Annotated in this window: 23 protein-coding genes; 7 read left to right on the top strand and 16 right to left on the bottom strand. The window is 70.6% G+C overall.

What is annotated here, in order from left to right:
• The first annotated feature begins 106 nt into the window (after positions 1-106).
• Complete coding sequence (locus tag LOZ83_RS06630; RefSeq protein WP_374202637.1) at positions 107-1,393, top strand: PhoH family protein; 1,287 nt, start codon at positions 107-109, stop codon at positions 1,391-1,393.
• Between the two features lie 20 nt (positions 1,394-1,413).
• Here the strand turns inward: LOZ83_RS06630 and LOZ83_RS06625 are convergent, their stop codons facing one another.
• Positions 1,414-2,853, bottom strand: a complete 1,440-nt coding sequence (locus tag LOZ83_RS06625; protein ID WP_236789282.1) for a GuaB1 family IMP dehydrogenase-related protein — start codon at positions 2,851-2,853, stop codon at positions 1,414-1,416.
• 34 nt (positions 2,854-2,887) lie between these two features.
• On the opposite strand from LOZ83_RS06625, the gene LOZ83_RS06620 reads away from it, so the two are divergent.
• A complete protein-coding gene (locus LOZ83_RS06620) occupies positions 2,888-3,331 on the top strand; it encodes a DUF309 domain-containing protein (protein ID WP_236789281.1) in 444 nt (147 codons plus the stop codon).
• Here LOZ83_RS06620 and LOZ83_RS06615 read toward each other — a convergent pair.
• Both LOZ83_RS06615 and mgrA read right to left on the bottom strand, forming a co-directional pair.
• Complete coding sequence (locus LOZ83_RS06615) at positions 3,328-3,942, bottom strand: MBL fold metallo-hydrolase (RefSeq protein WP_236789280.1); 615 nt, start codon at positions 3,940-3,942, stop codon at positions 3,328-3,330. The genes LOZ83_RS06620 and LOZ83_RS06615 overlap by 4 nt on opposite strands.
• 10 nt (positions 3,943-3,952) lie before the next feature.
• Positions 3,953-4,981, bottom strand: a complete 1,029-nt coding sequence (mgrA, locus tag LOZ83_RS06610) for an L-glyceraldehyde 3-phosphate reductase (RefSeq protein WP_308190192.1) — start codon at positions 4,979-4,981, stop codon at positions 3,953-3,955.
• 91 nt (positions 4,982-5,072) lie between these two features.
• Here mgrA and LOZ83_RS06605 point away from each other — a divergent pair, with 91 nt between their 5' ends.
• Entirely contained in the window at positions 5,073-6,587 is a 1,515-nt protein-coding gene (locus LOZ83_RS06605; protein ID WP_308190191.1) for a CehA/McbA family metallohydrolase, read from the top strand.
• 72 nt (positions 6,588-6,659) lie between these two features.
• Here LOZ83_RS06605 and LOZ83_RS06600 read toward each other — a convergent pair whose 3' ends face one another.
• The 4 genes from LOZ83_RS06600 to LOZ83_RS06585 form a co-directional block, all read right to left on the bottom strand.
• Entirely contained in the window at positions 6,660-6,974 is a 315-nt protein-coding gene (locus tag LOZ83_RS06600; RefSeq protein ID WP_236789278.1) for a TfoX/Sxy family protein, read from the bottom strand.
• A 3-nt stretch (positions 6,975-6,977) separates the two neighbouring features.
• On the bottom strand, positions 6,978-8,489 hold the full coding sequence (locus LOZ83_RS06595) for an ATP-dependent DNA ligase (protein WP_236789277.1): 1,512 nt from the start codon (positions 8,487-8,489) through the stop codon (positions 6,978-6,980).
• A gap of 43 nt (positions 8,490-8,532) precedes the next feature.
• Positions 8,533-9,087, bottom strand: coding sequence for a sigma-70 family RNA polymerase sigma factor (locus tag LOZ83_RS06590; RefSeq protein WP_236789276.1), 555 nt, complete (start codon positions 9,085-9,087; stop codon positions 8,533-8,535).
• 126 nt (positions 9,088-9,213) lie between these two features.
• On the bottom strand, positions 9,214-10,611 hold the full coding sequence (locus tag LOZ83_RS06585) for a class II fumarate hydratase (protein ID WP_236789275.1): 1,398 nt from the start codon (positions 10,609-10,611) through the stop codon (positions 9,214-9,216).
• Between the two features lie 103 nt (positions 10,612-10,714).
• Between LOZ83_RS06585 and LOZ83_RS06580 the strand changes: the two genes are divergently transcribed.
• Positions 10,715-11,692 (top strand): NAD(P)/FAD-dependent oxidoreductase, encoded by a 978-nt coding sequence (locus LOZ83_RS06580; RefSeq protein WP_236789274.1) that lies wholly within the window; start codon positions 10,715-10,717, stop codon positions 11,690-11,692.
• 3 nt (positions 11,693-11,695) lie between these two features.
• Here LOZ83_RS06580 and LOZ83_RS06575 read toward each other — a convergent pair whose 3' ends face one another.
• The 6 genes from LOZ83_RS06575 to LOZ83_RS06550 form a co-directional block, all read right to left on the bottom strand.
• A complete protein-coding gene (locus LOZ83_RS06575) occupies positions 11,696-12,577 on the bottom strand; it encodes a trypsin-like serine protease (RefSeq protein WP_236789467.1) in 882 nt (293 codons plus the stop codon).
• A gap of 2 nt (positions 12,578-12,579) precedes the next feature.
• Complete coding sequence (glpX, locus tag LOZ83_RS06570; RefSeq protein WP_236789273.1) at positions 12,580-13,635, bottom strand: class II fructose-bisphosphatase; 1,056 nt, start codon at positions 13,633-13,635, stop codon at positions 12,580-12,582.
• A gap of 84 nt (positions 13,636-13,719) precedes the next feature.
• Positions 13,720-13,950: an exodeoxyribonuclease VII small subunit gene (locus LOZ83_RS06565; protein WP_236789272.1), complete on the bottom strand. Its 231-nt coding sequence runs from the start codon at positions 13,948-13,950 to the stop codon at positions 13,720-13,722.
• Positions 13,913-14,308, bottom strand: a complete 396-nt coding sequence (locus LOZ83_RS06560) for a hypothetical protein (RefSeq protein ID WP_236789271.1) — start codon at positions 14,306-14,308, stop codon at positions 13,913-13,915. The genes LOZ83_RS06565 and LOZ83_RS06560 overlap by 38 nt, the downstream gene beginning before the upstream one ends.
• Before the next feature lie 3 nt (positions 14,309-14,311).
• Positions 14,312-15,568, bottom strand: a complete 1,257-nt coding sequence (xseA, locus tag LOZ83_RS06555) for an exodeoxyribonuclease VII large subunit (RefSeq protein ID WP_236789270.1) — start codon at positions 15,566-15,568, stop codon at positions 14,312-14,314.
• A complete protein-coding gene (locus LOZ83_RS06550) occupies positions 15,565-16,200 on the bottom strand; it encodes a lipid droplet-associated protein (RefSeq protein ID WP_236789269.1) in 636 nt (211 codons plus the stop codon). Before LOZ83_RS06550 ends, xseA begins: the two co-directional genes overlap by 4 nt.
• A 106-nt stretch (positions 16,201-16,306) precedes the next feature.
• On the opposite strand from LOZ83_RS06550, the gene LOZ83_RS06545 reads away from it, so the two are divergent.
• A complete protein-coding gene (locus LOZ83_RS06545; protein WP_236789268.1) occupies positions 16,307-17,275 on the top strand; it encodes a 4-hydroxy-3-methylbut-2-enyl diphosphate reductase in 969 nt (322 codons plus the stop codon).
• Positions 17,276-17,960: 685 nt separating this feature from the next.
• Here the strand turns inward: LOZ83_RS06545 and LOZ83_RS06540 are convergent.
• Together LOZ83_RS06540 and rmuC are read right to left on the bottom strand one after the other, a co-directional pair.
• Positions 17,961-18,986 carry a DUF6542 domain-containing protein gene (locus tag LOZ83_RS06540; RefSeq protein ID WP_236789267.1) on the bottom strand — a complete coding sequence of 342 codons (1,026 nt, stop codon included), beginning with the start codon at positions 18,984-18,986 and terminating at the stop codon, positions 17,961-17,963.
• Positions 18,987-19,169: 183 nt separating this feature from the next.
• Entirely contained in the window at positions 19,170-20,087 is a 918-nt protein-coding gene (rmuC, locus tag LOZ83_RS06535) for a DNA recombination protein RmuC (protein WP_236789266.1), read from the bottom strand.
• 155 nt (positions 20,088-20,242) lie between these two features.
• Here rmuC and LOZ83_RS06530 point away from each other — a divergent pair, with 155 nt between their 5' ends.
• Together LOZ83_RS06530 and LOZ83_RS06525 are read left to right on the top strand one after the other, a co-directional pair.
• Entirely contained in the window at positions 20,243-21,391 is a 1,149-nt protein-coding gene (locus LOZ83_RS06530; RefSeq protein ID WP_236789265.1) for an exonuclease SbcCD subunit D, read from the top strand.
• The gene (locus tag LOZ83_RS06525) at positions 21,388-24,348 is read left to right on the top strand and encodes an AAA family ATPase (protein WP_236789264.1); all 2,961 of its coding nucleotides are present in this window, start codon (positions 21,388-21,390) and stop codon (positions 24,346-24,348) included. Before LOZ83_RS06530 ends, LOZ83_RS06525 begins: the two co-directional genes overlap by 4 nt.
• A gap of 1 nt (position 24,349) precedes the next feature.
• Here the strand turns inward: LOZ83_RS06525 and LOZ83_RS06520 are convergent, their stop codons facing one another.
• Entirely contained in the window at positions 24,350-24,859 is a 510-nt protein-coding gene (locus LOZ83_RS06520) for a methylated-DNA--[protein]-cysteine S-methyltransferase (RefSeq protein ID WP_236789263.1), read from the bottom strand.
• Between the last annotated feature and the right edge of the window lie 14 nt (positions 24,860-24,873).

Raw genomic sequence — 24,873 nt, 5'->3', positions numbered from 1 at the left:
CGTCGTGACTGCGCAGCGTTTGCCCCGAAAGGCCTCGTCCGGTGCGGAAGGCGCCGGAGAATCAGCGGCTGGTCCGCTATCCCCCGAAATCCAGCGGCACACCTATGTGCTCGACACCTCGGTCCTGCTTTCGGACCCTTGGGCTGTCACCCGGTTCGCCGAGCACGCCGTTGTGCTGCCGCTGGTCGTGATCAGCGAACTGGAGGCGAAACGGCACCATCCCGAGCTGGGCTGGTTCGCGCGGGAATCCCTGCGCATGCTCGACGACCTGCGCCGCACCCACGGCCGTCTGGATTCCCCGGTGCCGATCGGCAACGCCGGCGGCACCCTGCACGTCGAGCTGAACCACTCCGACCCCACCGTGCTCCCGCCCGGGTTCCGGACGGACTCCAACGACCACCGGCTCCTTGCCTGCGCGCTCAACCTCGCCGTCGAGCACCGGACCGTCACCCTCGTGACGAAGGACATCCCGTTGCGGGTCAAGGCGGGTGCGGTCGGTCTGGACGCGGACGAGTACCGCGCCCAGGAGGTCACGCCGTCGGGCTGGACCGGGATGGCGGACGTGGACGTGCCGCAGGAGGCCATCGACGCGCTGTTCCAGAACGGCACGATCGACATCGCGGCGTACGGCCGGCCGGATATCGGCGAGCTGCCGTGCCACACCGGGTTGCGGATGCTGGGGGGCAGTTCGAGCGCGCTCGGGCGGCTCACCGGTGACAAGCAGGTGCGGCTGGTCCGGGGTGACCGCGAGGCGTTCGGCCTGCACGGCCGGTCCGCCGAGCAGCGCATCGCGCTCGACCTGCTGCTCGACCCGGACATCGGCATCGTCTCGCTGGGCGGCCGCGCGGGCACCGGCAAGTCGGCGCTGGCGCTGTGCGCGGGCCTGGAATCGGTGCTGGAACGCCGCGAGCACCGCAAGGTCGTGGTGTTCCGCCCGGTCTACGCGGTGGGCGGTCAGGATCTCGGCTACCTGCCGGGATCCGAGACCGAGAAGATGCAGCCGTGGGCGCAGGCGGTGTTCGACACCCTCGGGGCGCTGGTCAGCCAGGAGGTGCTGGACGAGGTTTTCGACCGCGGAATGCTGGAAGTCCTGCCGCTGACCCATATCCGTGGCCGTTCGCTGCACGATTCGTTCGTGATCGTGGACGAGGCGCAGTCGCTGGAGCGCAACGTCCTGCTCACCGTGCTGTCCCGGCTCGGCACGGCGTCACGCGTGGTGCTGACCCACGACGTCGCGCAGCGCGACAACCTGCGCGTCGGGCGGCATGACGGCGTGTCCGCGGTGATCGAGAAGCTGAAGGGCCACCCGCTCTTCGCGCACATCACGCTGACGCGGTCGGAGCGTTCGCCGATCGCCGCCCTGGTCACCGAAATGCTGGAGGACCACGGCTGACGAGTGTCGCCGCCCCCTGCTCACCAGCCGGAGGGGAGGGGGCGGCCCTCGGCGAACCCGGCGGCGGACTGCACGCCGAGCACCGCGCGTTCGTGGAACTCCACCGTGGTGCGCGCGCCGGCGTAGGTGAACGAGGACCGCACGCCCGAGCAGATCGAGTCGAGCAGATCCTCGACGCCGGGCCGCGCCGGGTCGAGCATCATCCGCGAGGACGAGATGCCTTCCTCGAACAATGCCTTGCGGGCCCGGTCGAACACGTTGTCGGTGCGGGTCCGGCCGGCGACCGCCCGTTTCGACGCCATGCCGAAGGATTCCTTGTAGGGCCGGCCGTTCTCGTCGTAGCGCAGGTCGCCGGGCGACTCGTGGGTGCCGGCGAACCAGGAGCCGACCATGGCCGCGGAGGCGCCCGCGGCCAGCGCCAGCGCGACGTCCCGCGGATGCCGCACCCCGCCGTCGGCCCACACGTGCTTGCCCAGTTCCCTTGCCGCGGCGGCACATTCGGCGACGGCGGAGAACTGCGGGCGGCCGACGCCGGTCATCATCCGGGTCGTGCACATGGCGCCGGGGCCGACGCCGACCTTGACCACGTCCGCGCCCGCCGCGATGAGATCACGGGTGCCCTCGGCAGTGACCACGTTGCCCGCGACGACAGGCACCCGCGGCGACACCGAACGCACGGCCTTAAGCGCGGAGATCATCTTCTCCTGGTGGCCGTGCGCGGTGTCCACGACGAGCACGTCGACCCCGGCGGACAGCACGGCCTGGGCCTTGGTCGCGACATCGCCGTTCACACCGATCGCCGCGGCGACGCGCAAGCGATTGCGCGCGTCGACGGCGGGCGTGTAGATGTCGGTGCGCAGGGCGGCGGTCTGGGTGAGCACGCCGGCGAGCTTGCCGTCTCCGTCGACGCCGAGCGCGAGGCGCGCGCCCGCCGCGTGCAGGCGTTCGAAAACCTCACGGGCCGGCGTGTCGAGCGGCAGCGTCACCGCGGGCGGTTCGGCGACCTCGGACAGGCGCGCGAACCGGTCGACCCCGGCGCACGCGTTCTCGTCCACGACCCCGACCGGCCGGCCCTCGTCGTCGACCACGACAGCGGCGCCGTGCGCGCGCTTGCCGAAGAGGTTGAGCGCGTCCGCGACGGCGTCGCCGCCGGTGAGCACGAGCGGGGTGTCCCAGACGGTGTGGCGGCTCTTCACCCAGGCGACGATGTCGGCGACGGCGGCCGGGTCGACGTCCTGCGGGAGCACGACGAGCCCGCCGCGGCGAGCGACCGTCTCGGCCATCCGGCGGCCGGCCACGGCGGTCATGTTCGCGACGACGACGGGAATGGTGGCGCCCGTGCCGTCCACGGTGGAGAGGTCGACGTCGAACCGGGACTCCACGTCCGAACGGTTCGGGACGAGGAACACGTCGTCGTAGGTGAGGTCGTGGGCAGGCCGGTGGCCATCGATGAAGCGCACGAGTCCCCAGAATAGGTCATGGGAGAATTGGTGCATGCCCGACCGCGATCGAGACGCCGAAGGCCGGGCCCGCAACGCCCGCCCGCGGGACGGGCTGGGCAGGCCGCTGCCGTACGGCTCACCTGGGGTGCAGCGGCAGCCGGAAGGGGTCGTGCGCACCCCGGAAGAGACGATTGCCGAGGCCCAGCGGCTGCTGGACGACGGGAAGCCGTTCCACGCGCATGAAGTGTTCGAGGACGCGTGGAAGTCGGCTGACGGGCCGGAGCGGGCGCTGTGGAAGGGGCTCGCGCAGCTGGCCGTCGGCCTGACGCACGCGGCCCGCGGGAACTCCAGGGGTGCCGCGGCCCTGTTGGCCCGGGGTGCGGACGCGATCGAGCCCTTCGCCGCCGACGCGCCCTACGGCATCGATGTCGCGGCCTTGGTCGCCTGGACCCGGGCCGGCGCCAACGGCCGCGCCCCGCTCCTGCCCTGCGGTTAGGCGTCGGGGACGTTGGGTTTTTCGGCGGCGATGGTGGTGGACTCGCCGTGGCCGGTGTTGACAACCGTGTCGTCGGGCAGCGCGAACAGCTTGGTGCGGATCGACTTCACGATCGTCGGGTGGTCCGAGTACGAGCGGCCCGTGGCGCCGGGACCGCCGGAGAACAGCGTGTCCCCGGTGAACACGACGCCCAGGTCCGCCGAGTACAGGCACACCGCGCCCGGCGCGTGCCCCGGCGTGTGCAGAACGGACAGATCCGTTCCCGCGATGGTCAGGATCTGCCCGTCCTCTAGTTCGGCATCCGGCGCGACGCCCGTGTGCGTGAGATCCCACAGCACCCGGTCGTCCGGGTGCAGCAGGATCGGCGCGCCGGTGCGCTCCGACAGTTCGGGTGCGGCGTTGACGTGGTCGTTGTGCGCGTGCGTGCAGATGATCGCCCGGACGATCCGGTCACCCACCGCCTCGGCGATCGCCTCCGCGTCGTGCGCCGCGTCGATGACGAACACCTCGCGGTCGTCACCGAGGAGCCACACGTTGTTGTCGACGTCCCAGCTGCCGCCGTCGAGCTCGAACACACCAGAAGTCACTACGTTGCGCACCCGTGCTGTCATGCCTCCGACATTACGACTCGCTGGAGCGTGCCCACATGTTCAGACCGGAATCGGTGGCGTACTTGTCGATCTCGGTGAGCTCGTCGTCGGTCAGCGCGGGCCCTTGCAGCGCCGCGATGTTCTGCTCCAGCTGCCGCACCGAGGACGCGCCGATGAGCGCCGACGTGACGCGCGGGTCCCGCAGCAGCCAGGTCAGCGCGAGCTGCGCCAGCGTCTGCCCGCGCCGCTGCGCGATGTCGTTGAGCGCGCGCAGCTTGTCGAGGGTCCGCTCGACCAGGTCCGGCTCGAGCGATTTCCCTTGCGTGGCACGGGAACCCTCGGGGATGCCGTTGAGGTAGCGGTCGGTGAGCAGGCCCTGCGCGAGCGGCGCGAACCCGATGCAGCCGGCACCTTCCTCGGCGAGCACGTCGAGCAGGCCGTCCTCCTCGATCCACCGGTTGAGCATCGAGTACGACGGCTGGTGGATCAGCAGCGGCACGCCGTGCTGGCGCAACAGCGCCGCGGCCTCGCGGGTGCGGTGTGCGTTGTACGAGGAAATCCCCACATACAGCGCTTTTCCTTGCTGCACGGCGGAAACCAGGGTGCCCATCGTCTCTTCGAGCGGGGTCTCCGGGTCGAAGCGGTGCGAGTAGAAGATGTCGACGTAGTCCAGGCCCATCCGGCCCAGCGACTGGTCGAGGCTCGAGAGCAGGTGCTTGCGCGAACCCCATTCACCGTACGGTCCGGACCACATGTCGTAGCCGGCTTTGGTGGAGATGACCAGCTCGTCCCGGTACGGCCGCAGGTCCTGCGCCATCAGCTTCCCGAAGTTGGCCTCGGCCGAGCCGTAGGGCGGTCCGTAGTTGTTGGCCAGGTCGAAGTGCGTGACCCCGAGGTCGAAGGCGCGGCGCAGGATGGCGCGCTGAGTTTCGAGCGGCCGGTCGTCACCGAAGTTGTGCCACAGGCCGAGGGAGATGGCGGGCAGTTTCAGGCCGCTACGGCCGGTGCGGCGGTAGGCCATCCCGTCGTAGCGATTCGTACGTGCAAGGTAGGACGTCACAGTGTTGCAGCCTAGCTGTTCAGCGCGCGGACACCTGTTGGACGGATCCGGGTGAAAACGTGCGGGCATGTGCATCAATTGCGGGGAAGGTGTGTCCCGCCGTGGGTTTCTGACCGCGGCGGGGGTGGGCGCGGGTCTCGCGCTCACGCCGGTGGCGTTCGCCGAGGCGGCCGAAGGCCAGGTCCAGACCAAGGTACTCACCGGGCATCTCGACCAGGGTGTGCCGGACTTCGTGTACCTGCCGGTGGAGGTGCCGCGGGGGGTCAGCCAGCTCTCGGTCGTCTACAGCTACGACAAGCCGGCGGTGCCGGCCGGCACGCCCGGAAACTCCTGTGACATCGGCGTTTTCGACGCGCGCGGCACGCGGCTGGGCGGCGAGGGTTTCCGCGGCTGGTCCGGCGGGTTCCGCGACCGGTTCTCGATCAGCCGCACCGAGGCGACGCCCGGTTACCTGCCCGGCGACATCATGGCCGGCACCTGGAACATCGTGCTCGGGCCGTACCAGGTCGTGCCGCAGGGGATGGACTACCACGTCGAGGTCACGCTGACCTACGGCGACCCGGGCCAGCCGTTCAAGCCGAACTACCCGCCCACCAAGGCCCGCGGCCGCGGTCGCACCTGGTATCGCGGGGACTGCCACCTGCACACGGTGTACTCCGACGGCAGGCGGCTGCCGACCGAGGTCGCGGCGGGCGCGCGGGCCGCGAAGCTCGACTTCATCACGTCGACCGATCACAACACGTCGTCCTCGCACGCGGTGTGGGGCGAGTTCGCCGGACCGGACCTGTTGATCATCCTCGGCGAGGAGGTCACCACCCGCAACGGCCACTGGCTCGGGCTGGGGCTGGAGCCGGGGCAGTTCGTCGACTGGCGCTACCGCTCGACGGACAACGCGGTCGACGACTACACGCGGGCCATCCACCGGGTCGGCGGGCTGTGTGTCGCCGCGCACCCGTACTGCCCATGGATCGCGTGCAACTTCAAGTTCGGCTACGACGAGTTCGACGCGGTCGAGGTGTGGAACGGGCCGTGGACCTGGGATGACGACGCGACGGTGTCCACATGGGACAATAAGCTGGTGGAAGCCGTGCGGGGCAAGGGAAACTGGCTGCCCGCGATGGGCAACAGTGACGCGCACAACCCCGGCAACGTGATCGGCCTGCCGCAGAACGTGGTGCTCGCCGACGACCTGAACCGGGACGCGATCCTGGCCGGGATCAAGGCGGGCCGCAACTGGCTCGCCGAGTCCGCCGAGGTCGACCTGACGTTCGCGGTCACCGGCCCGCGCGGCCAGTCCGCGGGCATCGGTGAGCGACTCGACGTCGGCGACAACGACAAGATCGCGGTGAGGCTCGACGTCAAGGGCGTGCCGAACGGCACTGTCCGGCTCATCACCGACGAGGGGCAGATCCTGCAGACGAGCCTGCCCGCGAGCGGTACCGGCAGCGTCACGTGGCTGACCACGCCCGCGGTGTCGAAGTACATCCGCGCCGAGGTGCGGCACCCGCTGGCGGACGGCAGCGCCGGTGCGCCCGCGCTCTCGCCGGGTCTGAACTTCGGCGCCATGGCGGCGATGACGAACCCGATCTTCCTGGGCCGCGGCTAGCCCGACGCGTCGGCGTGGGGCGACGCGGCGTTCGGTCGCCGCGTCGTCCTGGCGCCGGTCAGGATCACAACGCTAGCCACGGACGAAGGTCATCGCCTCCTCCGCGAGCGGGTGCCACGGCAGTTCCGACTCGGGCGCCAGCGCGAGCCATTCCTTCATCGGGGTGCCTTTGTTGGCGTCGAACCGGATCCCCTCACCGGCCGCGACCAGTTCGTCCACTCTGGACTTGGGCAGTTTGAGCACGAGCTGCCCGCGGACGTACATCGCGAAGATCTTGCTCCGCACCCGGAGTGCGTGCGAGCCGAACCGGCCGCCGGTGCTGCCCGGCGGCGCGACGTCAGGCATACCAACGAACTGGTCCACCAGCTCCTCGAACCGTTCCTCCATCTTTCACCCCTTCAGCGTCGCGCGTACGGCGTCGATCGTGTCGGCGTCCGCGGGGTCCTTGTCCGGGCGGTACCGGACCACGCGGGCGAAGCGCAACGCCAGGCCGCCGGGGTAGCGGGAGCTGACCTGCGCGCCGTCGAGCTCGATCTCGACGACCAGTTCCGGGCGCACGTACACCGTCCAGTCGTCGCGGCGGGATTCCATGTCCTGGAACGTTTTCGTCTGCCAGGCGAGCAGTTCGTCGGTGAGGCCCTTGAACGTCTTGCCGACCATGATCGGCGGCCCGCCATCGGGATCCCGCGCGCCCAGGTGCAGATTGGACAGATACCCGGTGCGCCGCCCGTGTCCCCATTCCGCGGCCAGCACCACCAGATCCAGCGTGTGCACCGGCTTGACCTTCAGCCACGCGCGCCCGCGGCGGCCCGCCGCATACACCGAGTCGAGCGATTTGACCATCACACCCTCGTGCCCGGCCGCCAGTGCCGCGTCGAGGATCGCCGACGCGTCCCCGGGCTCGCGCTCGCCCGGGATCAGGTGTTCGCCCGCCACCGAACGCAGTGCGGCGTTGCGTTCGTGCAGCGGCGCGTCGAGCAGGTCCCGGCCGTCCAGATGCAGGCAGTCGAAGAAATACGGTCGCAGCAACAGCGCGCGCACCTGCTCCTCGCGCGTGCTGCCGAACCGGCTCATCGTCTCCTGGAACGGGCGCGGCCTGCCGTCGTCGGTGAGCGCGAGCGTTTCGCCGTCCAGCACGACGGACTCGCACGGCAGCGCGCGGACCAGCTCCACCAGCTCGCCGACGTTCCTGGTGATTTCGCGCAAAGTCCTGGTGTACACATGGACTTCGGCGCCGATCCGGTGCACCTGGATGCGCGCACCGTCCATTTTGTACTCGACGATCGCCGCAGCATGCTCCCGCATCGCCTCGTCGAGCGACTCGGCCGGCGAGGCGAGCATCGGCTTCAGCGGCCTGCCCAGCTGGAGCCGGAACTCGCCGAGCGTCGCCTCGCCGCCGGTGACCGCGGCCAGTGCCGTCACCGGCAGTTGCCCGGACAGCATGACCGCGCGGCGCACTGCCTCGCCGGGCACCTCGGCCGCGGCGGCGATCGCGTCGATCATCACGCCTTCCAGCGCGCCCTGCCGCAGCTCCCCGGTGAGCAGGCGGAACAGGAAGTACTGCTCGTCCTCGGTCGCGCGGGCGAACAGCGCGTGCAGCGTGCCGGCCCGGCGTTTCGCCGACCCGCTGCCCGACATGCCCGCGACCTCGCCCAGCGCCGCGTCGACTTCCGCGACGGTGAGGGTCGGGCCCCGCGCCGCGGGGGCACCGAGTTCGGCCAGCGTGCGCCAGCCCGTGCCGATCCGCCCCTGGCTGGGCTGACCGGTGAGGAAGGCGACGACGGCCGGCAGTTCCTCGCGCCCGGCCCGGTTGATCAGCCCGGCCAGCGTCGCGATTTTCGCCTTGCGCGAGCGCGTGGCGGCAAGCTCGGCGGAGGCGTTGACGACGTCGGCGAGGAACATGTCGTCATCATGCCCCGGGGGTACGACAATTTCGCGGGGACGCTCAGCTGATCGAGGCGAGCCGGTCCGCGCTGCGGACCGCCTTCGTCAGCTCCTCTCGCGCCCGGAAGACCCGCGACCGGATCGTGCCGACCGCGCAGTCGCACACCTCGGCCGCCTCGGCATAGGAGAGCCCGGCCACCTGCGTGAGCACGAACGCGTCCCGCCGCTCGGTGTCGAGGTCGCCGATCAGCTGGCGTAGCGCGACCATGCGCCCCGGGTCCGAGGTGTACGCGCCGTTCAGTTCGGCGGTCGTGACCCAGTCCGCGGTCTGTGCCGTGACGGGCCGGCGCCGCGCCGTGCGCAGATGGTCCGCCGCGACCCGCTTGGCGATGGCCAGCAGCCACATCCGGGCTGGTGAGCGGCCTTCGTAGCGGTGCAGCGCGGCGAACGCGCGCAGGTAGGTCTCCTGCGTCAGGTCCTCGGCGACGCCCGGGCTCGACAGGTAGGTCAGCAGGCGGTGCAACTGGCGCCGCGTGGCCGCGACGAACCGTTCCCCAGCCGCGGCGTTCCCCCGGGCAGCCGCGAAGGCATCCCGTGTGATCTGGTCATCGTCCACTGCGGCGTCCTTCCTGGGGCCCACCCGGTCGGGACGCACACGTGCCCCGCGCGCGATCGGTTCACCGCGAGTGGCAACCGGCGCTGATCGTTCACGGAGCCCAGCCAGTCCGGACCCACCGGCGCCTCACTTGCCGCCGCGGGCCATGCGCAGTACGTCGAGTGCCTCGTCGAGCTGGGCTTCCGTGAGTTTGCCCTGCTCGATGTAGCCGCGCTCGATGACGACCTCGCGGATCGTCTTCATCTCCTTGAGCGCCTGCTTCGCGACGGCGGCCGCCTCCTCGTAGCCGATGTACTTGTTCAGCGGCGTGACGATGGATGGCGAACCCTCGGCGTACGCCTTGGTCCGATCCGTGTGCACGGTGATCCCGGCGAACACCTTGTCCGCCAGCAACCGCGAAACCGCCGCCAGCAGCCGCGCGGACTCGAGCACGTTGCGCGCGATCACCGGCAGGTTCACGTTGAGCTGGAAATTGCCCTGCGAGCCCGCGAACGCCACCGCCGCGTCGTTGCCGATCACCTGCGCCACGACCTGCAGCGTCGCCTCCGGGATCACCGGGTTCACCTTGCCGGGCATGATCGACGAACCCGGCTGCAGATCGGGCAGCGCCAGCTCCGCGAGCCCGGTGCGCGGACCGGAACCCAGCCACCGCAGGTCGTTCGCGATCTTGGCCAGCGAAACCGCCACCGTCCGCAGGTGCGCCGACGTCTCCACCACACTGTCCTGGCTCGCCTGCGCCTCGAAGTGGTTGCGCGCCTCGGTCAGCGGGAGACCGGTGACCCGCGCGAGTTCCTCCGCCACAGCGGCGCCGAAACCCTCCGGCGCGTTCAGCCCGGAGCCCACCGCCGTGCCGCCGATCGGCAACTCGCCGAGTCGCCCCACACCCGACTCCAGCCGCTCGATGCCGTAGCGGACCTGCGCGGCCCAGGCGCCGGCCTCCTGGCCGAGGGTGATCGGCACGGCGTCCATCAGGTGCGTGCGGCCGGACTTCACGATGTCCTGCCACTCGGCCGCGCGCTGCTCGATCGCGTTCGCCAGGTGGTCGAGCGCGGGGATCACGTCGGTGAGCACCGCTTCCGTCGCGGCGACGTGGATCGTGGTCGGGAACGTGTCGTTCGACGACTGCGACGCGTTGACGTGGTCGTTCGGGTGCACGTCGGTGCCGAGCTTCCGGCTCGCCAGCGTCGCGATCACCTCGTTGGCGTTCATGTTCGACGACGTGCCGGACCCGGTCTGGAACACGTCGATCGGGAAATGCTCGTCGTACTTACCTTCGGCCACCTCGTCGGCCGCCGCCGCGATCGCCTCGGCCTCGTCGGGCTTCAGCACCCCCAGCCGGACGTTGACCCGCGCCGCCGCGGCCTTCAGCAGGCCGAGCGCGCGGATCTGCGCGCGTTCCAGACCGCGGCCGGAGATCGGGAAGTTCTCGACGGCACGCTGGGTCTGCGCCCGGTACAGCGCGTCGGCGGGCACCCTCACCTCGCCCATCGTGTCGTGTTCGATCCGGTATTCCTGTTCAGCCATAACGCCAGTCTCGCGCAGCCCGGCGGCCTTCGCCTCGTGTGTTTCGGCACGCGATGTGGCTACGATCTACGTGGTCCCGATCACTTGTGGAGGGCGGTACTCGGTGGAACTTTCGGTCGATGTGCTCATCGTCGGTGCGGGGCCGACCGGATTGTTCGCCGCCTATTACGCCGGGTTCCGCGGGCTGTCAATGGCGATCGTCGACTCGCTGCCCGAGGCGGGCGGCCAGGTCACCGCGATGTACCCGGAGAAGATGATCTACGACGTCGGCGGGTTCCCGGCGGTCCGAGGGCGCGATCTGATCAAGGGACTGCTGGAGCAGGCCGCGCCCTGGGGGCCGCGATACCTGTTGGGGCGCAAGGCAGAACACGTGCGTGACGGGGACTCCGGGCTGGACGTGCTGCTCGACGGCGGCGACGTCGTGCATGCCGGCGCCGTGCTGATCACCGCCGGAATCGGCGAGTTCACCCCGCGCCCGCTGCCGGCCGGGGACGGCTGGCTCGGCCGCGGGATGGTGCATTTCGTGCCGTCGCTGGACGTGCACGCCGGGCAGGACGTGGTCGTGGTCGGCGGCGGGGACTCGGCGTTCGACTGGGTGCTCGCCCTGCATCCCATCGCGGCGAGCGTGACGCTGGTGCACCGGCGCGCGAAGTTCCGCGCCGCCGAATCGATCGTGCGGGAGGCGGAGCGGCGGGGTATCCGCATGATCACCGATGCCGAGGTCGCCGAGCTGCGCGACGACGCCGCGGGTGCGCTGTGCGAGGTCGTCGTGACCGCGAAGAACGCCGAGCCGGCGGTGCTGCCGGCGCAGACCGTGGTGGCGGCGCTGGGTTTCACCGCGGACCTGGGGCCCATCGAGAACTGGGGTCTGGAGATCGACCACCGCGCGATCGGCGTCGACTCGACGATGGCGACCGCCCGCCCGCGGATCTACGCCGCGGGCGACGTCGCCGCGTATCCCGGCAAGGTGAAGCTGATCGCGACCGGCTTCGGCGAAGCGGCCACGGCCGTCAACAACATCGCGGTCGCGCTCAACCCGGACGCACACCTGTTTCCCGGGCACTCCAGCAACGTGGAATGACCGTCAGGATGTTGGCGTCGGGCTGGGCGTGGGCGTTGAGCTGGGCGTCGGAGTCGGCGTAGGACTCGGTGTCGGGCTTGGGGATGGCGTCGGACTCGGTGTGGGAATCGGCGGCGCCGGTGGCGGGAGCAGCTTGGTGATCCACCCCGCGTACGCGACGGCCGAGGTGTAGATCGACGGCGCCGTCGCGCAGGTCGACGAGTCGTTGCCGGGGCGGCTGGTCACGCCGAGCAGCGCCCAGTGCCCGTCCACCTGGGTGACCTCCGGCCCGCCGGAATCGCCGAAGCAGGCGCCGGACTTGCCGTCCGGGCTGTCCGTGCACAGCTCGACGTCGGTCTTGATCGGCGCGGTACACCGGGCCGGGTCCACCAGATGCGAATCGAGCTGCTGCAACATCGCCGGGTCGTCGCCGCAGCCGGGCGTCGGGCACGTCTGGCCCCAGCCGAGCAGCCGCACCTCGGTGCCGACCGCGGTCGCCGTGCCGAGGCCGATCGGCGCGGCCGTGGCCGGCGCGGTCAGGTGCACCATCGCGATGTCCCCGCCCGCACCGGCGGCGTTGTAGTCCGGGCTGACAACCAGCTTGTCGGGCTTGGCGACCTCGCCGCCCTGGGTGCGGTCCTTGCTACCCAGCCGCAGGGTGAACGACGCCGGATCCTTGCCCTGCACGCAATGCGCGGCCGTGACCACCCACGACGCCTCGATCAGCGTGCCACCGCAGAAGAACTCGCCGTCCGTGGTCTGCAGCGCGGCCGCGAACGGGTAGGGCTGATCGGCCTCGGTGCCGCCGACGATCCGCGGTTCGGCGGCCGAACCCGGCTGGACGACGAAGAGCACGGCCAGCAGGCAACCGGCGGCACCGATGAGCGTTTTTACTGATCCGGCCAGTTTCACGGCAAAGGCGGCACGAGGTCTTCGTCGCCGTCCGCCCCGTCGAAGTCGATCGACGCGTAGGCGCGCAGCTTGGTCAGCCGGTGGTAGCCGTCGATCATCCGGACGGTGCCCGACTTCGAGCGCATCACGATCGACTGGGTGGTCGCGCCGCCGGCCCGGTAGTGGGTGCCGCGCAACAGGTCGCCGTCGGTCACGCCGGTCGCGCAGAAGAACACGTTGTCCCCGCGCACCAGATCGTCGTTGGACAGGATGCGGTCGAGGTCGTGCCCCGCGGCGAGGGCCTTCTCCCGCTCCGCGTCGTCCTTCGGCCACAGCCGGCCCTGCAGCTCACCGCCGAGGCACTTCATCGCGCAGGCGGCGATGATGCCTTCCGGTGTGCCGCCGATGCCCAGCAGCAGGTCGACACCCGTGGTCGGGCGGGCGGCGGCGATCGCGCCGGCCACGTCCCCGTCGGAGATGAACCGGATCCGGGCGCCCGCCTCGCGGACCTCCTTGATCAGCTGCTCGTGCCGCGGGCGGTCGAGAATGCAGACGGTGACGTCGGAAACGCTGCTGTGCTTGGCTTTCGCGACCCGGCGGATGTTCTCCGCGACCGGCGCCGCCAGATCCACCACGCCCGCGGCCTCCGGCCCGACGGCGAGCTTTTCCATGTAGAACACCGCGGACGGGTCGAACATCGCGCCGCGCTCGGCGACGGCGAGCACGGCGAGCGCGTTCGGCATGCCCTTCGCCATCAACGTGGTGCCGTCGATCGGGTCGACCGCGACGTCGCAGTCGGGGCCGTTGCCGTTGCCGACTTCCTCGCCGTTGAACAGCATGGGCGCTTCGTCCTTCTCGCCCTCGCCGATGACGACCACGCCGCGCATGGAGACCGTCGAGATGAGCTGGCGCATCGCATCGACCGCGGCGCCGTCACCACCGATCTTGTCGCCCTTGCCGACCCACCGGCCGGCCGCCATCGCCGCGGCTTCCGTGACCCGCACCAGCTCCATCGCCAGGTTGCGGTCCGGTGCTTCTTTTCTTCTGGGGGCGTTCGTGGCGTCGCTGGACATGGTTGCCTCCCGGTTCGGTGCAGGGCGGATGTCAATTCTGTCAGACCGCGCCAGCACCACAGGGCATTCCCGGCATGGCAAAGCTCACTCAGCGTCTTCGTTCTCGTCCTCTACGGACTTCAGTGCCGCCTCGATGCGTTCCCGCGCTCCTTCGAGGTGACGCTCGCAGACCTTCGCGAGATGCTCGCCCTTCTCCCACAACGCCAGCGACTGTTCCAGGGAAAGGCCACCGGTCTCGAGCTCGCGCACTACCTCGACGAGCTGGTCACGGGCCTGTTCATAGCCGAGCTCTGTGTTTTCCGTGGCCTCGCTCACTGGTGCAGACTAGCGCGCTGGCGAGCGCGTGGTCGTAGCCCATGAAGGCCTGAGCGAACTCGCTGCCGTCACCGTCGGTGATCGCTTCCTCGATACAGCCCTGTGCCCGCGCGACCCGTTCCCGGTATGCGGAGCCCTGGCCGGACCACCACTTGGTGCCGACGTAGACCGAGGTGGCCTCGGACAGCCGCCGCAGCCGCGCGTCCAGACCGCACCGGCTCGCCTCCGCACCGGCCAGCAGCGACGCCCAGCAGGCGTCCGCGGCCCGGTCCGCCTCGGTGGCGCGGTGCAGCACCGCGTGTGCACCGTTGTGCACTGCCGCGTCGGTGGTGAGCGGCAGGAATGTGGGGCTGCGCACTTCCTACTCTCCAGGCTCGACGGTCCGGGCGACCGCGTGCACAGCGCCGTCGACGACCCGCACGCGCAGCGGAGTTCCGTCCGCCACTTCAGAGATGGATCGCAGTACCTGAAGGTTGCCTTGCTCGTCGGGATATTGCACGACGGTGTAGCCGCGGGCCATCGTCGCGGCGGGACCGAGCGCGGTCAGTCGCGCCCGCGCCGAGGCGATGGCGGCCTGCTCGTGGGACAGCGTGTTGAGGATGGCCCGCCGGCCGCGCTCGCGGTGCAGCTCGACGTCGTCCGCGCGGCGGTCGATCGGGCCGATCGGCTCGGCGAGCACGGGGCGGCTGCGCAGCTGGTTCAGCAGGCGGGCCTGGGTGTCGACCCAGCCGTGCAGCGCGCGGCGGGCACGGTCGCGCAGCTGGTGCACGCGGGCTGTCTCCTCCCGCACGTCCGGCACGATCCGCTTGCCCGCGTCGGTCGGTGTCGAGCAGCGGAGGTCGGCGACATGGTCGAGCAGCGGGGTGTCGGGCTCGTGGCCGATCGCGCTGACGACGGGGGTGCGCGCGGCGGACACGGCGCGGCACAGCGCCTCGTCGGAGAAGGGCAGCAGGTCCTCGACGCTGCCGCCGCCGCGGGCGATCACGATGACGTCGATGTTCGGGTCCTTGTCCAGAATGGACAGTGCTTTGCGGATCTGCGGCACCGCGGTCGGGCCCTGCACGGCGGTGTTGATGACCTCGATGGGGGCGGCGGGCCAGCGGTTGTGCGCGTTGACGAGGACGTCGTGCTCGGCGGCCGACGCGCGCCCGGTGATGAGGCCGATTCCCTTGGGCAGGAAAGGAAGTTTGCGTTTCCGTTCGGGCGCGAAGAGCCCCTCGGCCTCGAGCAGCCGACGGAGCCGCTCGATGCGCGCGAGTAGTTCCCCGATGCCGACCGCGCGGATCTCCGCCGCGCGCAGGCTGATGGTGCCGCGGCCGAGGAAGAACGTCGGCTTCGCGAACACGACAACGCTCGCGCCCTCGCGCAACGGCGGCTCGATCGCGCGCACGAGCCGCATCGGGGCGGTGACCGTCATGGAGACGTCGGCGGAGGGGTCGCGCAGGGTGAGGAAGGCCGTTTGGGTGCCGGGGCGGGCGGAGATCTGGGTGACCTGGCCCTCGACCCAGACCGCGCCGAGCCGGTGCACCCAGTCGGCGATCTTGCGCGCGACGGTGCGGACCGGCCAGGGGTTCTCGGCGGTGGTCTGGTCCTTTGCCGCGGTCGGTTCGGTGCTCACTCGCCGTCGGCGCCTGTGCCGTTGTCGCCTTCGGACAGTCGCTGGACGTTGCCGATCCGCCGCGCGAGCATCCCGACGAACGACGGCCGGTTCTCGTTCGCCCGTTCGTAGGCCAGGAGCGCTTCGAGCTGGTCGAGGGTGAAACGGCGAAGCCGGGCGCGCAGCTGGGGCAGGCTGAGGTCGTCGTAGTTGGCGACCCCGGCCAGGCTTTCCTGGTCTGCGGTGGCGATCGGCTCGCCGCTCGCGCTGTCGTACTCGCCGTCGGTGTGGTCCTCGGCGAGCGCGCGCTCTTCCTGTTCCCACGGGTCGTGCGCGTTTTCGCTGACGTCGCGCAGGACCCTGGCGGGGCGGTGGCCGTTGTGGTTCTTCGGGGTTTCGCCGGCGGCCGGGAGGTCCTCGTCGAACGTGGCCCACTCGGGGGTTTCCTCGGCGGGGCGCACTGTGGACAGCACTTCGTCGCCCTTGATCGCCAGTTCGGTGACATGTTGCTGGAGGCGCATGGAGAATTGGAGTACCTGCGAGACGACGGTCACCGGGAGGCCCAGCAGGTTCTTCGGCAGCTCGCGGGCACGCTCGGCGGCCGTCACGGCCAGGCCTGCGGCGACGCGGAGGGGTAGCGGGAGCGGCTTCATGCGTACAGCGTGCCGCACGGGCGCCGGCCGGCCCAAACCGATCATGCCCGGTGGCCTGTCCGACGTGATCGGCTGCACATTCGGGTGCGCCCCGTACCCTGGGGGCATGAGCGCAGCGAGCCCTGCCACCGAGCCCGCCAAACGAGTCCTGCTGGCCAAGCCGCGCGGTTATTGCGCCGGGGTGGACCGCGCCGTGATCGCGGTCGAGAAGGCCTTGGAGCTCTACGGTCCGCCGGTCTATGTGCGTAAGGAGATCGTGCACAACCGGCATGTCGTGGAGACCCTGCGCGAGCGTGGCGTGATCTTCGTCGACGAGACCTCCGAGGTGCCCGAGGGCGAGTTGGTCGTGTTCTCGGCACACGGGGTTTCCCCGGCCGTGCACGCCGAAGCCGCCGAGCGGAACCTGCGCACGATCGACGCCACCTGTCCGCTGGTGACGAAGGTGCACAAAGAGGTCAACCGGTTCGCGAAGGATGACTACGACATCCTGCTGATCGGTCACGAGGGCCACGAAGAGGTGGAAGGGACTTCCGGCGAGGCGCCCGAGCATGTGCAGCTGGTCGACACGTCCGAGGACGCGTCGAGCGTGCAGGTGCGCGACCCGTCGAAGGTCGTGTGGCTTTCGCAGACGACGTTGAGCGTGGACGAGACCATGGTGCGGGTCGACCAGTTGCGTGAGCGTTTCCCGGGGCTCGCGGACCCGCCCAGCGACGATATTTGTTACGCCACTTCGAATCGTCAGGTCGCGGTCAAGGCCATGGCCGCCGAGTGCGATCTCGTGCTGGTCGTCGGTTCGCGGAACTCGTCGAACTCCAAGCGGCTGGTGGAGGTCGCGCTACAGGCCGGTGCGCGGGACTCGCACCTGATCGACTTCGCCCGCGAGGTCGACGAAGCCTGGCTCGAAGGCGTCACGACAGTCGGCGTCACGAGCGGCGCGTCCGTGCCGGATGTGCTCGTGATGGACCTGCTGGCCTGGCTGGCCGAGCGAGGCTGGGGCCAGGTCGACGAGGTGACGACGGCAAACGAGAAGATCTCCTTCGCCCTGCCGCGGGAACTCCGCCAGAGCGCGAAGTAAGCACGCCGGGCTCCGGGCGCGCGGGGCTGTCGCGGCTCGGGGCTCTGGTTGCTGCGCCCGGCTGGGAGTCGCGCGCCTAAGTGGTCGGGCGGCGTTGTGCGGACCTGGCCTGGCAAGAGGCGTACGCGCGACGGGGTCCGCCCGGAGCCGTACGCACGACGAATTCCGGCCGGGAGCCGCGCGTGACCACGCCCAGCCGCGAGCCGCGCCCACGACGAATTCCGGCCGGGAGCCGCGCGCGAACCACGCCCAGCCGGTTGCGCCCGGACTGGCCGCCCCGCCAGGCCCACGTCGCGGTGTTCGGTCAACGGCCACCGCGCTGCCCGGCCCCGGCGAGGCCCTGTCAGCGGTCACGCCGCCGTGTGGGCCAAGGGCCAACGACGCCGCCAAGTCCTGCGAGGCGCTGTCAGGCGATCACGTCGCGATGTCGGCCGAGGGGCAAACGATGCTGCCAAGTCCCCTGCGCGGTCCCGCCAGCGGTCACGTCGCGGAGTCCGGCCGAAGGCCACCGACGGCGCCGCCAAGTCCCTGCGAGGTCCTGTCAGTGATCAGGTCGCAGAGTCAGCCAACGACGCTGCCAAGGCCCGCGAGGCGCTGTCAGTGATCACGTCGCGGAGCCCAGCCGGAGGCCAGCCACGCGACGAGGTCCTGTCGGGCGTGCCGCTCGCGGGTGTGCGGCGTGGGCTTAGCCCTCGTCGTCCCACGGGCGGCGGGCGCGCGGGGGTGGCCCGTTGCGGCGGCCCGGGGCGCGGCGAGGCGGCTCGCCGCTGCCTGGCTCGCCGCCACGTGGCGGCTGCCGACGCGGACGTTCGCCTTGGCCGTCGCGGCCCTCACCGCCGCGGCGGTGATCGTCGTCCGGCGCCGCACCGCGCGGCGGACGGCCGCGGCGCGCGGCAGGCGGCGGGGGCGTCTTGCCGCCGCGGGCACCCGGTTCCGCGCCGCGCTCCCGGCGATCGCCACGCGGCGGTTCGCCCGGCGCGCCGCGTCCGGCCGGTCCACCGCGCCGCGGCGGGTCTTCCGGCCGGCGCCGAGGCGTCATCGGCAACGACGGATGCGGCTCGCCGCCAACAGGCCGCTGCGGCGCACGTCCTTCGGCGGGACGGCGTCCCCGGCCGGCCCCGGCCTCGAGTCCCGCACCTTCACGAGCGGGCCTGCCTGTCGTCCTGTCGCGGTCGGCAGCCTTGTCACGGGTACGCGGCCCCGAGGGGCGCTTCCCATCCGCACCGTCCGCGGCTGACCTCGCGGGCGCGTCCGGGTTGCGCTCGCGGTACAGCCGGGCGATACCGATCGCCAGCGTGCAGGCGGTCGTGACCGCCATGGTCGGGAAACCGTTGATCAGCGGCGTCCCGACGGCGAGGGCCTTCGCGAGCATGTCGCTGTTCGCCGGGACCCCGGTGATCAGCAGCACGACCAACGGCACCGTGATCGCCAAAGTGAGCGGTGGTTGCACCATCGGGCCGAAAAGGCTGCGCCTTTGGACCGCGCAGATCGCGCCGACCGCGCCCACGAAGTAGCAGACGCGGAACAACCAGCCGAGGTTGTTCTGTATCTGCATGTCCGCGATCGCACCGACCAGCGAGAGGCCGAACGCCACCAGCACAGACCCCCACCAGGGCAGACCCCGTCTGGCGCCGACGACTGCACGCTCGTCCCAGGGAACGGCTACGTCGTCGGCGTCGGGATCGCTCTGCCGATCGCGAATTGCGGTCACAGGGCAACACGGTAACTCGTTCAGGACACGAACCGCCCGCCACTCCGCGCAGTTGGCCCTGCAACCTGCTCACAATGGACCATTCGGTCCACGCTGACCAGCGGTTTTACGGGTGCCAATCTTGTTGGCAATCTGCCTGTTACGCACTCGATCCGGTCATTGGTCTGGACCGGCCAGGCGCGCTCAGCTCGCGGCCAATTCGTCCCCCTTTCGTATCGCTGGTACCTCTGTGGGGTTTCCGGACGCTTCGGTCAACGGTGTGACCGACGCCCGGAACCCCTCCAGTGCGTCCAGCTCGCGCCGGCGGGCGGACAGGAAACGCTGCAGATGGGTGCTGGACAGGTTGAGCGCCTCCACCGCGTTTCCTGCCGCCCGGTGTGCGGCATTGGCTCCGGTCCGGACTCGTTCGATGTCCTCGACGACCGCCCGGTCGCTCGCCGCGAACAACGCCGCCGAAGCCACGACCGCGAAACCCGTCGGGCCACACAGGAAGACCCGCCGGTCCAGCATCCACCGCAACAGCTCGGGATCCGTGTCGAGCGCGGCGACGACCGCCGCATCGGAGGGAACGAACATGACCGTGCCGTAGATGCCGTCCGCCCAGCGCTGGTAACCCTTGCCCGCCAGTTCCGCGGCCCGCGAACGCAGGTTGCGGACGTGCACCCGGAGCGCGTCCAGCCGTTCGTCGGCATTGTCCGTCTCGACGGCCTCGGCCCAGCAGGCCATGCTCGCCTTCGCGTCCACCGGGACGGTGCGATCGCCACCGACCCGGAGCACCATGTCCGGCTTCGCCGCGCCGCCGCCCGCCAGGTCGGTCTGCAGGGTGAAGTGCAGCCCCTCCCGCAGACCGAGCGCCCGCGCCGTCTCCGCCAGAACCTGTTCCCCCAGCTCGCCCCTGCCGCTGATCGAGGCGAAAGCCACCTCGTACCGGCGCAGGGCCGCCTGCTGCTGATCCACCCGTGCGCGCTCGGCCTCGACCTGCCGCGCGGCGGCGTCCGCGCGGCGCATGCTGTCCGCGTAGAGCCGCCAGAGCAGGACGATCGCCACCAGTAGTGCCAGTGCGATGACGACGGCCGCCGTGCTGATCACGGTGGATGCCACGTCCGCCTCCCTTCTTCGATCTCGGTCCTTGCCCCCGCATCATGGCGGAGCCCACCGACAAAAACGCAGGGCCCAGAAAGTCGAACACACGTTCGGGTGAATCGCTGCGGCATGTCTCCACGTTTCTGTCGGGGGTCGGCCTTAACTTGGGCCCTGTGAGATTCCTGCACACCTCCGATTGGCATGTCGGACGCACTTTCCACGGTGCGGACCTGCTCGCCGAGCAGGCCGCCGTACTCGGCCACCTCGCGGACGTCGTCGCCGCCGAGGCGGTCGACGTCGTGCTGGTGGCCGGGGACATCTACGACCGCGCGGTGCCCTCGGCCGAAGCCGTGCAGGTCGCAAACCGTGCCATGGCGCGGATCCGGGCCGCGGGAGCGCAGCTCGTGCTCACGTCGGGGAACCACGATTCGGCGCCACGCCTTGGGGTTTTCGGCGATTTCGCGGCCGCCGGCGGGTTGCACCTGCGCACCGCGGTCGACCGGATCGCCGAGCCCGTGCTGCTCGAGGACGAGCACGGCCCGGTCGCGATCTACGGCATCCCGTATCTCGAGCCGGAGCCGGCGCGGCAGGCGCTCGGTGTGCCGGATGTCAAGGGGCACAACGGAGTTCTCAGCGAGGCGATGCACCGGATCCGGGCCGATCTGGCCGGCCGCGCGCCCGGCACCCGCTCGGTCGTGCTCGCGCACGCGTTCGTGACGGGCGGGCAGGGCACGGATTCGGAACGTACGATCGCGGTCGGCGGTGTCGACCAGGTCGGTGGTGACGTCTTCGGCGGCGTGGACTACGTGGCGCTGGGGCATCTGCACGGCCCGCAGACACTCGCGGATCATCTGCGCTACTCGGGAAGCCCGCTGGCCTACTCGTTTTCCGAGGCCCGGCAACGGAAATCGGTCTGGCTGGTCGATTTCGGCGCGGACGGGCTCGCCGAGGTGCGCCGGCACGAGTTGCCGGTGCCGCGCAAACTCGCGAAACTGACCGGGAACATCGACGGGTTGCTCGGCGCCGGCGAACACGCGGACCTGATCGACTGCTATCTCTCGGTCACCCTCACGGATTCGGTGCGCCCGGTCGACGCGATGCGCCGGCTGCGCGAACGGTTCCCGTATGCCGTGCATCTGGAATGGCAGCCGGAGAACGGCAAGACGACGGCGGCGATGCGGTACGCGGAGGCGGTGCGCGGCCGGCCGGACAGCGAAATCGCGCGGAACTTCCTGGACGCCTGCCGTGGTGCGCCGCCGAACGACCGCGAAGCGACATTGTTGCGCACGGCTCTGGAAATCGCCGGAAAGGGTGAGGAATGAGGCTGCATCACCTGGAAGTGGCCGCGTTCGGTCCTTATCGAAATCGGGAGATCGTCGACTTCGACGCGCTCGGTTCCGACGGTTTGTTCCTCCTGCACGGTGACACCGGCGCGGGCAAGACGACGCTGCTCGACGCGGTCGCGTTCGCGCTGTTCGGGGTCGTGCCCGGCGCTCGCGGCGAGGTCAAACGGCTGCGTTGCGATTTCGCCGAGCCGGATGACGTGACCGAGGTCGTGCTCGAACTGACCGTGCAGGGTCAGCGGCTGCGGCTGGCCCGTAGCCCCGAATATCAGCGGCCGAAACGCCGCGGTGACGGCACCACCAAGCAGCAGGCCCGGGCTTCGCTCGTCTGGCTCGGTGGCGCTCCCGAAGGGCATCCGGCGGAAGGCCTGACGCGGATCGACGAGGTCGGCCGCACGGTGGAAGGGCTGCTCGGGATGAGTGCCGCGCAGTTCTTCCAGGTCGTGCTGTTGCCGCAGGGGGAGTTCGCGCGTTTTCTGCGTGCCGAGACCGACGAGCGGGAGAAGCTGCTCGAGAAGTTGTTCGGTACCAAGCGGTTCGCGGATGTCGAGGCATGGTTTCGGGACCTGCGCGTCGAGAAGAGGCGCGAGCTCGATCAGGGGCGGCAGGATGTGCGGGAGTGGGTGGCCCGGTTCGGGCAGGTCGCCGGCGAGAATGCGCCCGAGGAAGGCCTTGCCGACTGGGTCGCGGCGGTGCGCCAGAACGCGTCCGAAGCCGTGGTCACGGCAGAGTCGGCGGAGGAACGGGCACGGTCCGCTTCGGACACCGCCGCGAATGTGCTGACCGAACGGCGCACGGCCGCGGAGCGGGTGCATCGGCTCCGTTCGGCTCATCGCCGTCTGTCGCTTTTGGACGAACAGGCGACCGAGCGGCGGGGGTGGGCCGACGAGATCGCCGCGGCTCGGCGTGCCGCCGGTGTTGTGGGAGCGGTGACCCACGCGGAGCGAACTGCGGCCCGCCTCGAGGAAGCTGTTGCCGCAGAACAGTTACGTGCCCGCGAGGTCGCCGCCACCGGGCAGTCGGGCACCGAGGCGGACGTCGCTGAGCTCCGTCGCCTCGCGGGCAAGCTACGCGAGGAAGCCGGTGCACTCGCCGGACTGGTGGCCGAAGCCGAACAGCAGGCGCGCGACCGGAGGGAAATCGAATCGCTCGCCGAGAAGGCCGAGGACGCACGCACGAACGCCCTGGTACTGACCGAAAAACTGGACGGCATCCCGCAACGAGTGGAGGAGTTGCGGCAGCAACTCGACGCCGCGAACGCCGCGGCCGTGCAGCTCGAAGCGGTGCGAGCCAGGCAGTCGGAGGTCGCTCTCGCGGTCCAGGATGCGGCCGGATTGCCCGGTGCGATGCGGGCGGTGACCGAGGCCGGGGAGCGCGTCCGGGCGGTGACCGACCAGCATCAGGAAGCACGTGAGCACCGGTTGAAGCTGCGTGAGCTGCGGCTCGACGGGATGGCTGCCGAGCTGGCCGCAGTGCTGGTCGACGGCGCGTCCTGTCCCGTGTGCGGAGCCGCTGAACATCCGGCGCCCGCTCGTCCCGCGGCCGGTTCGGTGGATCGCGAGCAAGAGGCCGAGGCGGAGCTGGCCGAGCGGCGGGCGGAGCGTGCCCGCAGCGCGGCCGAGACGGCGAAGCACGAGGCCGAGACCAAGCTTGCTGCGCTCCGCGAACGTTTGCGTGGCCGGAACAGCGAAGAACTGAACGAAGAGCTGCGGCAGGTTCGCCATGAGCTGGCCGGCCTCGAAGGCCAGGCCAAGCGCCGGGCACAGCTGGCGAGCGAAGCCCGGTCCGCCGAGGCTGAGGCGAAGTCGCTGACGGAGAAGCTGCGCGCCGCCGAACAGGCGGCCGCAGCAGCCGATGCGCGCCGTGGGACGTTGCTGGATCAGGTCAAAGAACGGGAGCGACGGCTCGACGAGGCTCGCGGCGAGCATCCCGACGTCGCCGCTCGCCGGGCACAGCTGAGCCGGGTCGTGCGGGCGCTCGACGCACTCATCGAAGCACGAACGGACCGCGTGACCGCGCAGCGGCAACTGGAGCAGCGCCGGGAGGAACTGGGCGAAAGCCTGGCGAGGGCGGGGTTCACGACCGTCGGCGAGGTGCGCGCGGCCACCCGGCCGGAGGAAACCGTGGCACGGCTGGACAAACGGCTCGCCCAGGCCGCGGCGGAGGAGGCCGCGGCACGAGCTGTGCTGGCGGAGCCCGAACTCGCCGGTGTCGCACCCGATGACGTGGTGGACGTCGAGTCGGCGGTGATCGCGGCCCGGGCAGCCCGCGAGGCCGCTGAGACCGCGCTCGTCGGACTGCGCGCGGCCGGCAAGCGCGCGAACGACCTGGAAACGCTGGCCGCCCGGCTGTCTTCGGCGACCGAGGCGATCCGGCCGCTGGAAGAGGAGTTCAAGGAACTCGACGCCCTGACCGACGTGGTCAACGGGCGAGGGCAGAACGCACGCCGGATGTCCTTGCGCTCCTACGTTCTCGCGGCCCGGCTCGAAGAAGTCGCGCTGGCAGCGAGCACCCGGCTGCAGGCGATGAGCCAGGGCCGCTACTCGTTCGTGCACTCCGACCGGGCCGGTGCGCACGGCACGAAGGGCGGCCTTGCGCTAGACGTGCTCGACGACTACTCGGGCACCGTCCGGCCCGCGAAGACCTTGTCCGGCGGCGAGTCCTTCCTCGCGTCGCTCGCCTTGGCGCTCGGCCTCGCGGACGTGGTCGCCGCCGAGACCGGCGGCGCGCTGCTGGACACCCTGTTCGTCGACGAGGGTTTCGGCACGCTGGACGCCGAAACCCTCGACGTCGTCATGGACATCCTCGACGAACTCCGCGCCGGGGGACGGGTCGTCGGCCTCGTCTCCCATGTCGAGGAGCTGCGCCAGCGCATCCCCACCCGGTTGCGGGTGCGCAAGGCGCGTGCCGGATCGACATTGGAGGTGCAGATGTGAGTTAACGCAGCTCGGGTGACTCGTGGTCGAGCAGCCAGCGCTTGACGTCGACACCCCAGCGGAAGCCGCCCATCGCGCCGCCGATGCGCAGCACCCGATGACAGGGCACGAACAGCGCCGCCGCATTGCGAGCACAGGCGGACGCGGCCGCCCGGACGGCCGCGGGCCGGCCCGCGAGTTCGGCGTAGTCGGTGTAGGTCACGGGTTTGCCTGCCGGAACCGTCCGCAGGACGTCCCAGGCGTGCTGCAGGAACTCGCCCGAGCGTTGCCGGACCGGGATGTCGTCGATGGCGTCCAGCTCGCGCCGGTGATAACGGCGGACCGCGGTGCTGACCGCGCCCAGGTCCCGCTTCTCGCGCAGCTCGCCCGGTTTGAGCGAGCGCGAGATCTGCGGGGTGAGCGCGTCGAGGTCGGCGGTCCAGCCGGACGCCAGGACGGCGCCGTCGGACGCGACGATGGTCGTGAAGGGGCCGATGGGTGTGTCCATTGTGGACCAGTGGGCGATGCTCATGGGAATCTCCTTCG

Origin of the sequence: Amycolatopsis sp. GM8 (assembly GCF_021653975.1) — a bacterium.
Classification (GTDB): Bacteria; Actinomycetota; Actinomycetes; order Mycobacteriales; family Pseudonocardiaceae; genus Amycolatopsis_E.
The sequence above is the reverse complement of the archived record's forward strand: the minus strand, read 5'-3'. Positions and strand labels throughout refer to the sequence as shown.

What these genes read in the sequence shown, in the direction of transcription:
- LOZ83_RS06550 (WP_236789269.1), bottom strand. Translation starts at nt 16,200, where the DNA reads ATGAAGCCGCTCCCGCTACCCCTCCGCGTCGCCGCAGGCCTGGCCGTG.
- LOZ83_RS06600 (WP_236789278.1), bottom strand. Translation starts at nt 6,974, where the DNA reads ATGGAGGAACGGTTCGAGGAGCTGGTGGACCAGTTCGTTGGTATGCCT.
- LOZ83_RS06615 (WP_236789280.1), bottom strand. Translation starts at nt 3,942, where the DNA reads ATGACAGCACGGGTGCGCAACGTAGTGACTTCTGGTGTGTTCGAGCTC.
- LOZ83_RS06620 (WP_236789281.1), top strand. Translation starts at nt 2,888, where the DNA reads ATGCCCGACCGCGATCGAGACGCCGAAGGCCGGGCCCGCAACGCCCGC.
- glpX (WP_236789273.1), bottom strand. Translation starts at nt 13,635, where the DNA reads ATGTCCAGCGACGCCACGAACGCCCCCAGAAGAAAAGAAGCACCGGAC.
- LOZ83_RS06545 (WP_236789268.1), top strand. Translation starts at nt 16,307, where the DNA reads ATGAGCGCAGCGAGCCCTGCCACCGAGCCCGCCAAACGAGTCCTGCTG.
- LOZ83_RS06520 (WP_236789263.1), bottom strand. Translation starts at nt 24,859, where the DNA reads ATGAGCATCGCCCACTGGTCCACAATGGACACACCCATCGGCCCCTTC.
- LOZ83_RS06585 (WP_236789275.1), bottom strand. Translation starts at nt 10,611, where the DNA reads ATGGCTGAACAGGAATACCGGATCGAACACGACACGATGGGCGAGGTG.
- LOZ83_RS06525 (WP_236789264.1), top strand. Translation starts at nt 21,388, where the DNA reads ATGAGGCTGCATCACCTGGAAGTGGCCGCGTTCGGTCCTTATCGAAAT.
- LOZ83_RS06595 (WP_236789277.1), bottom strand. Translation starts at nt 8,489, where the DNA reads ATGTTCCTCGCCGACGTCGTCAACGCCTCCGCCGAGCTTGCCGCCACG.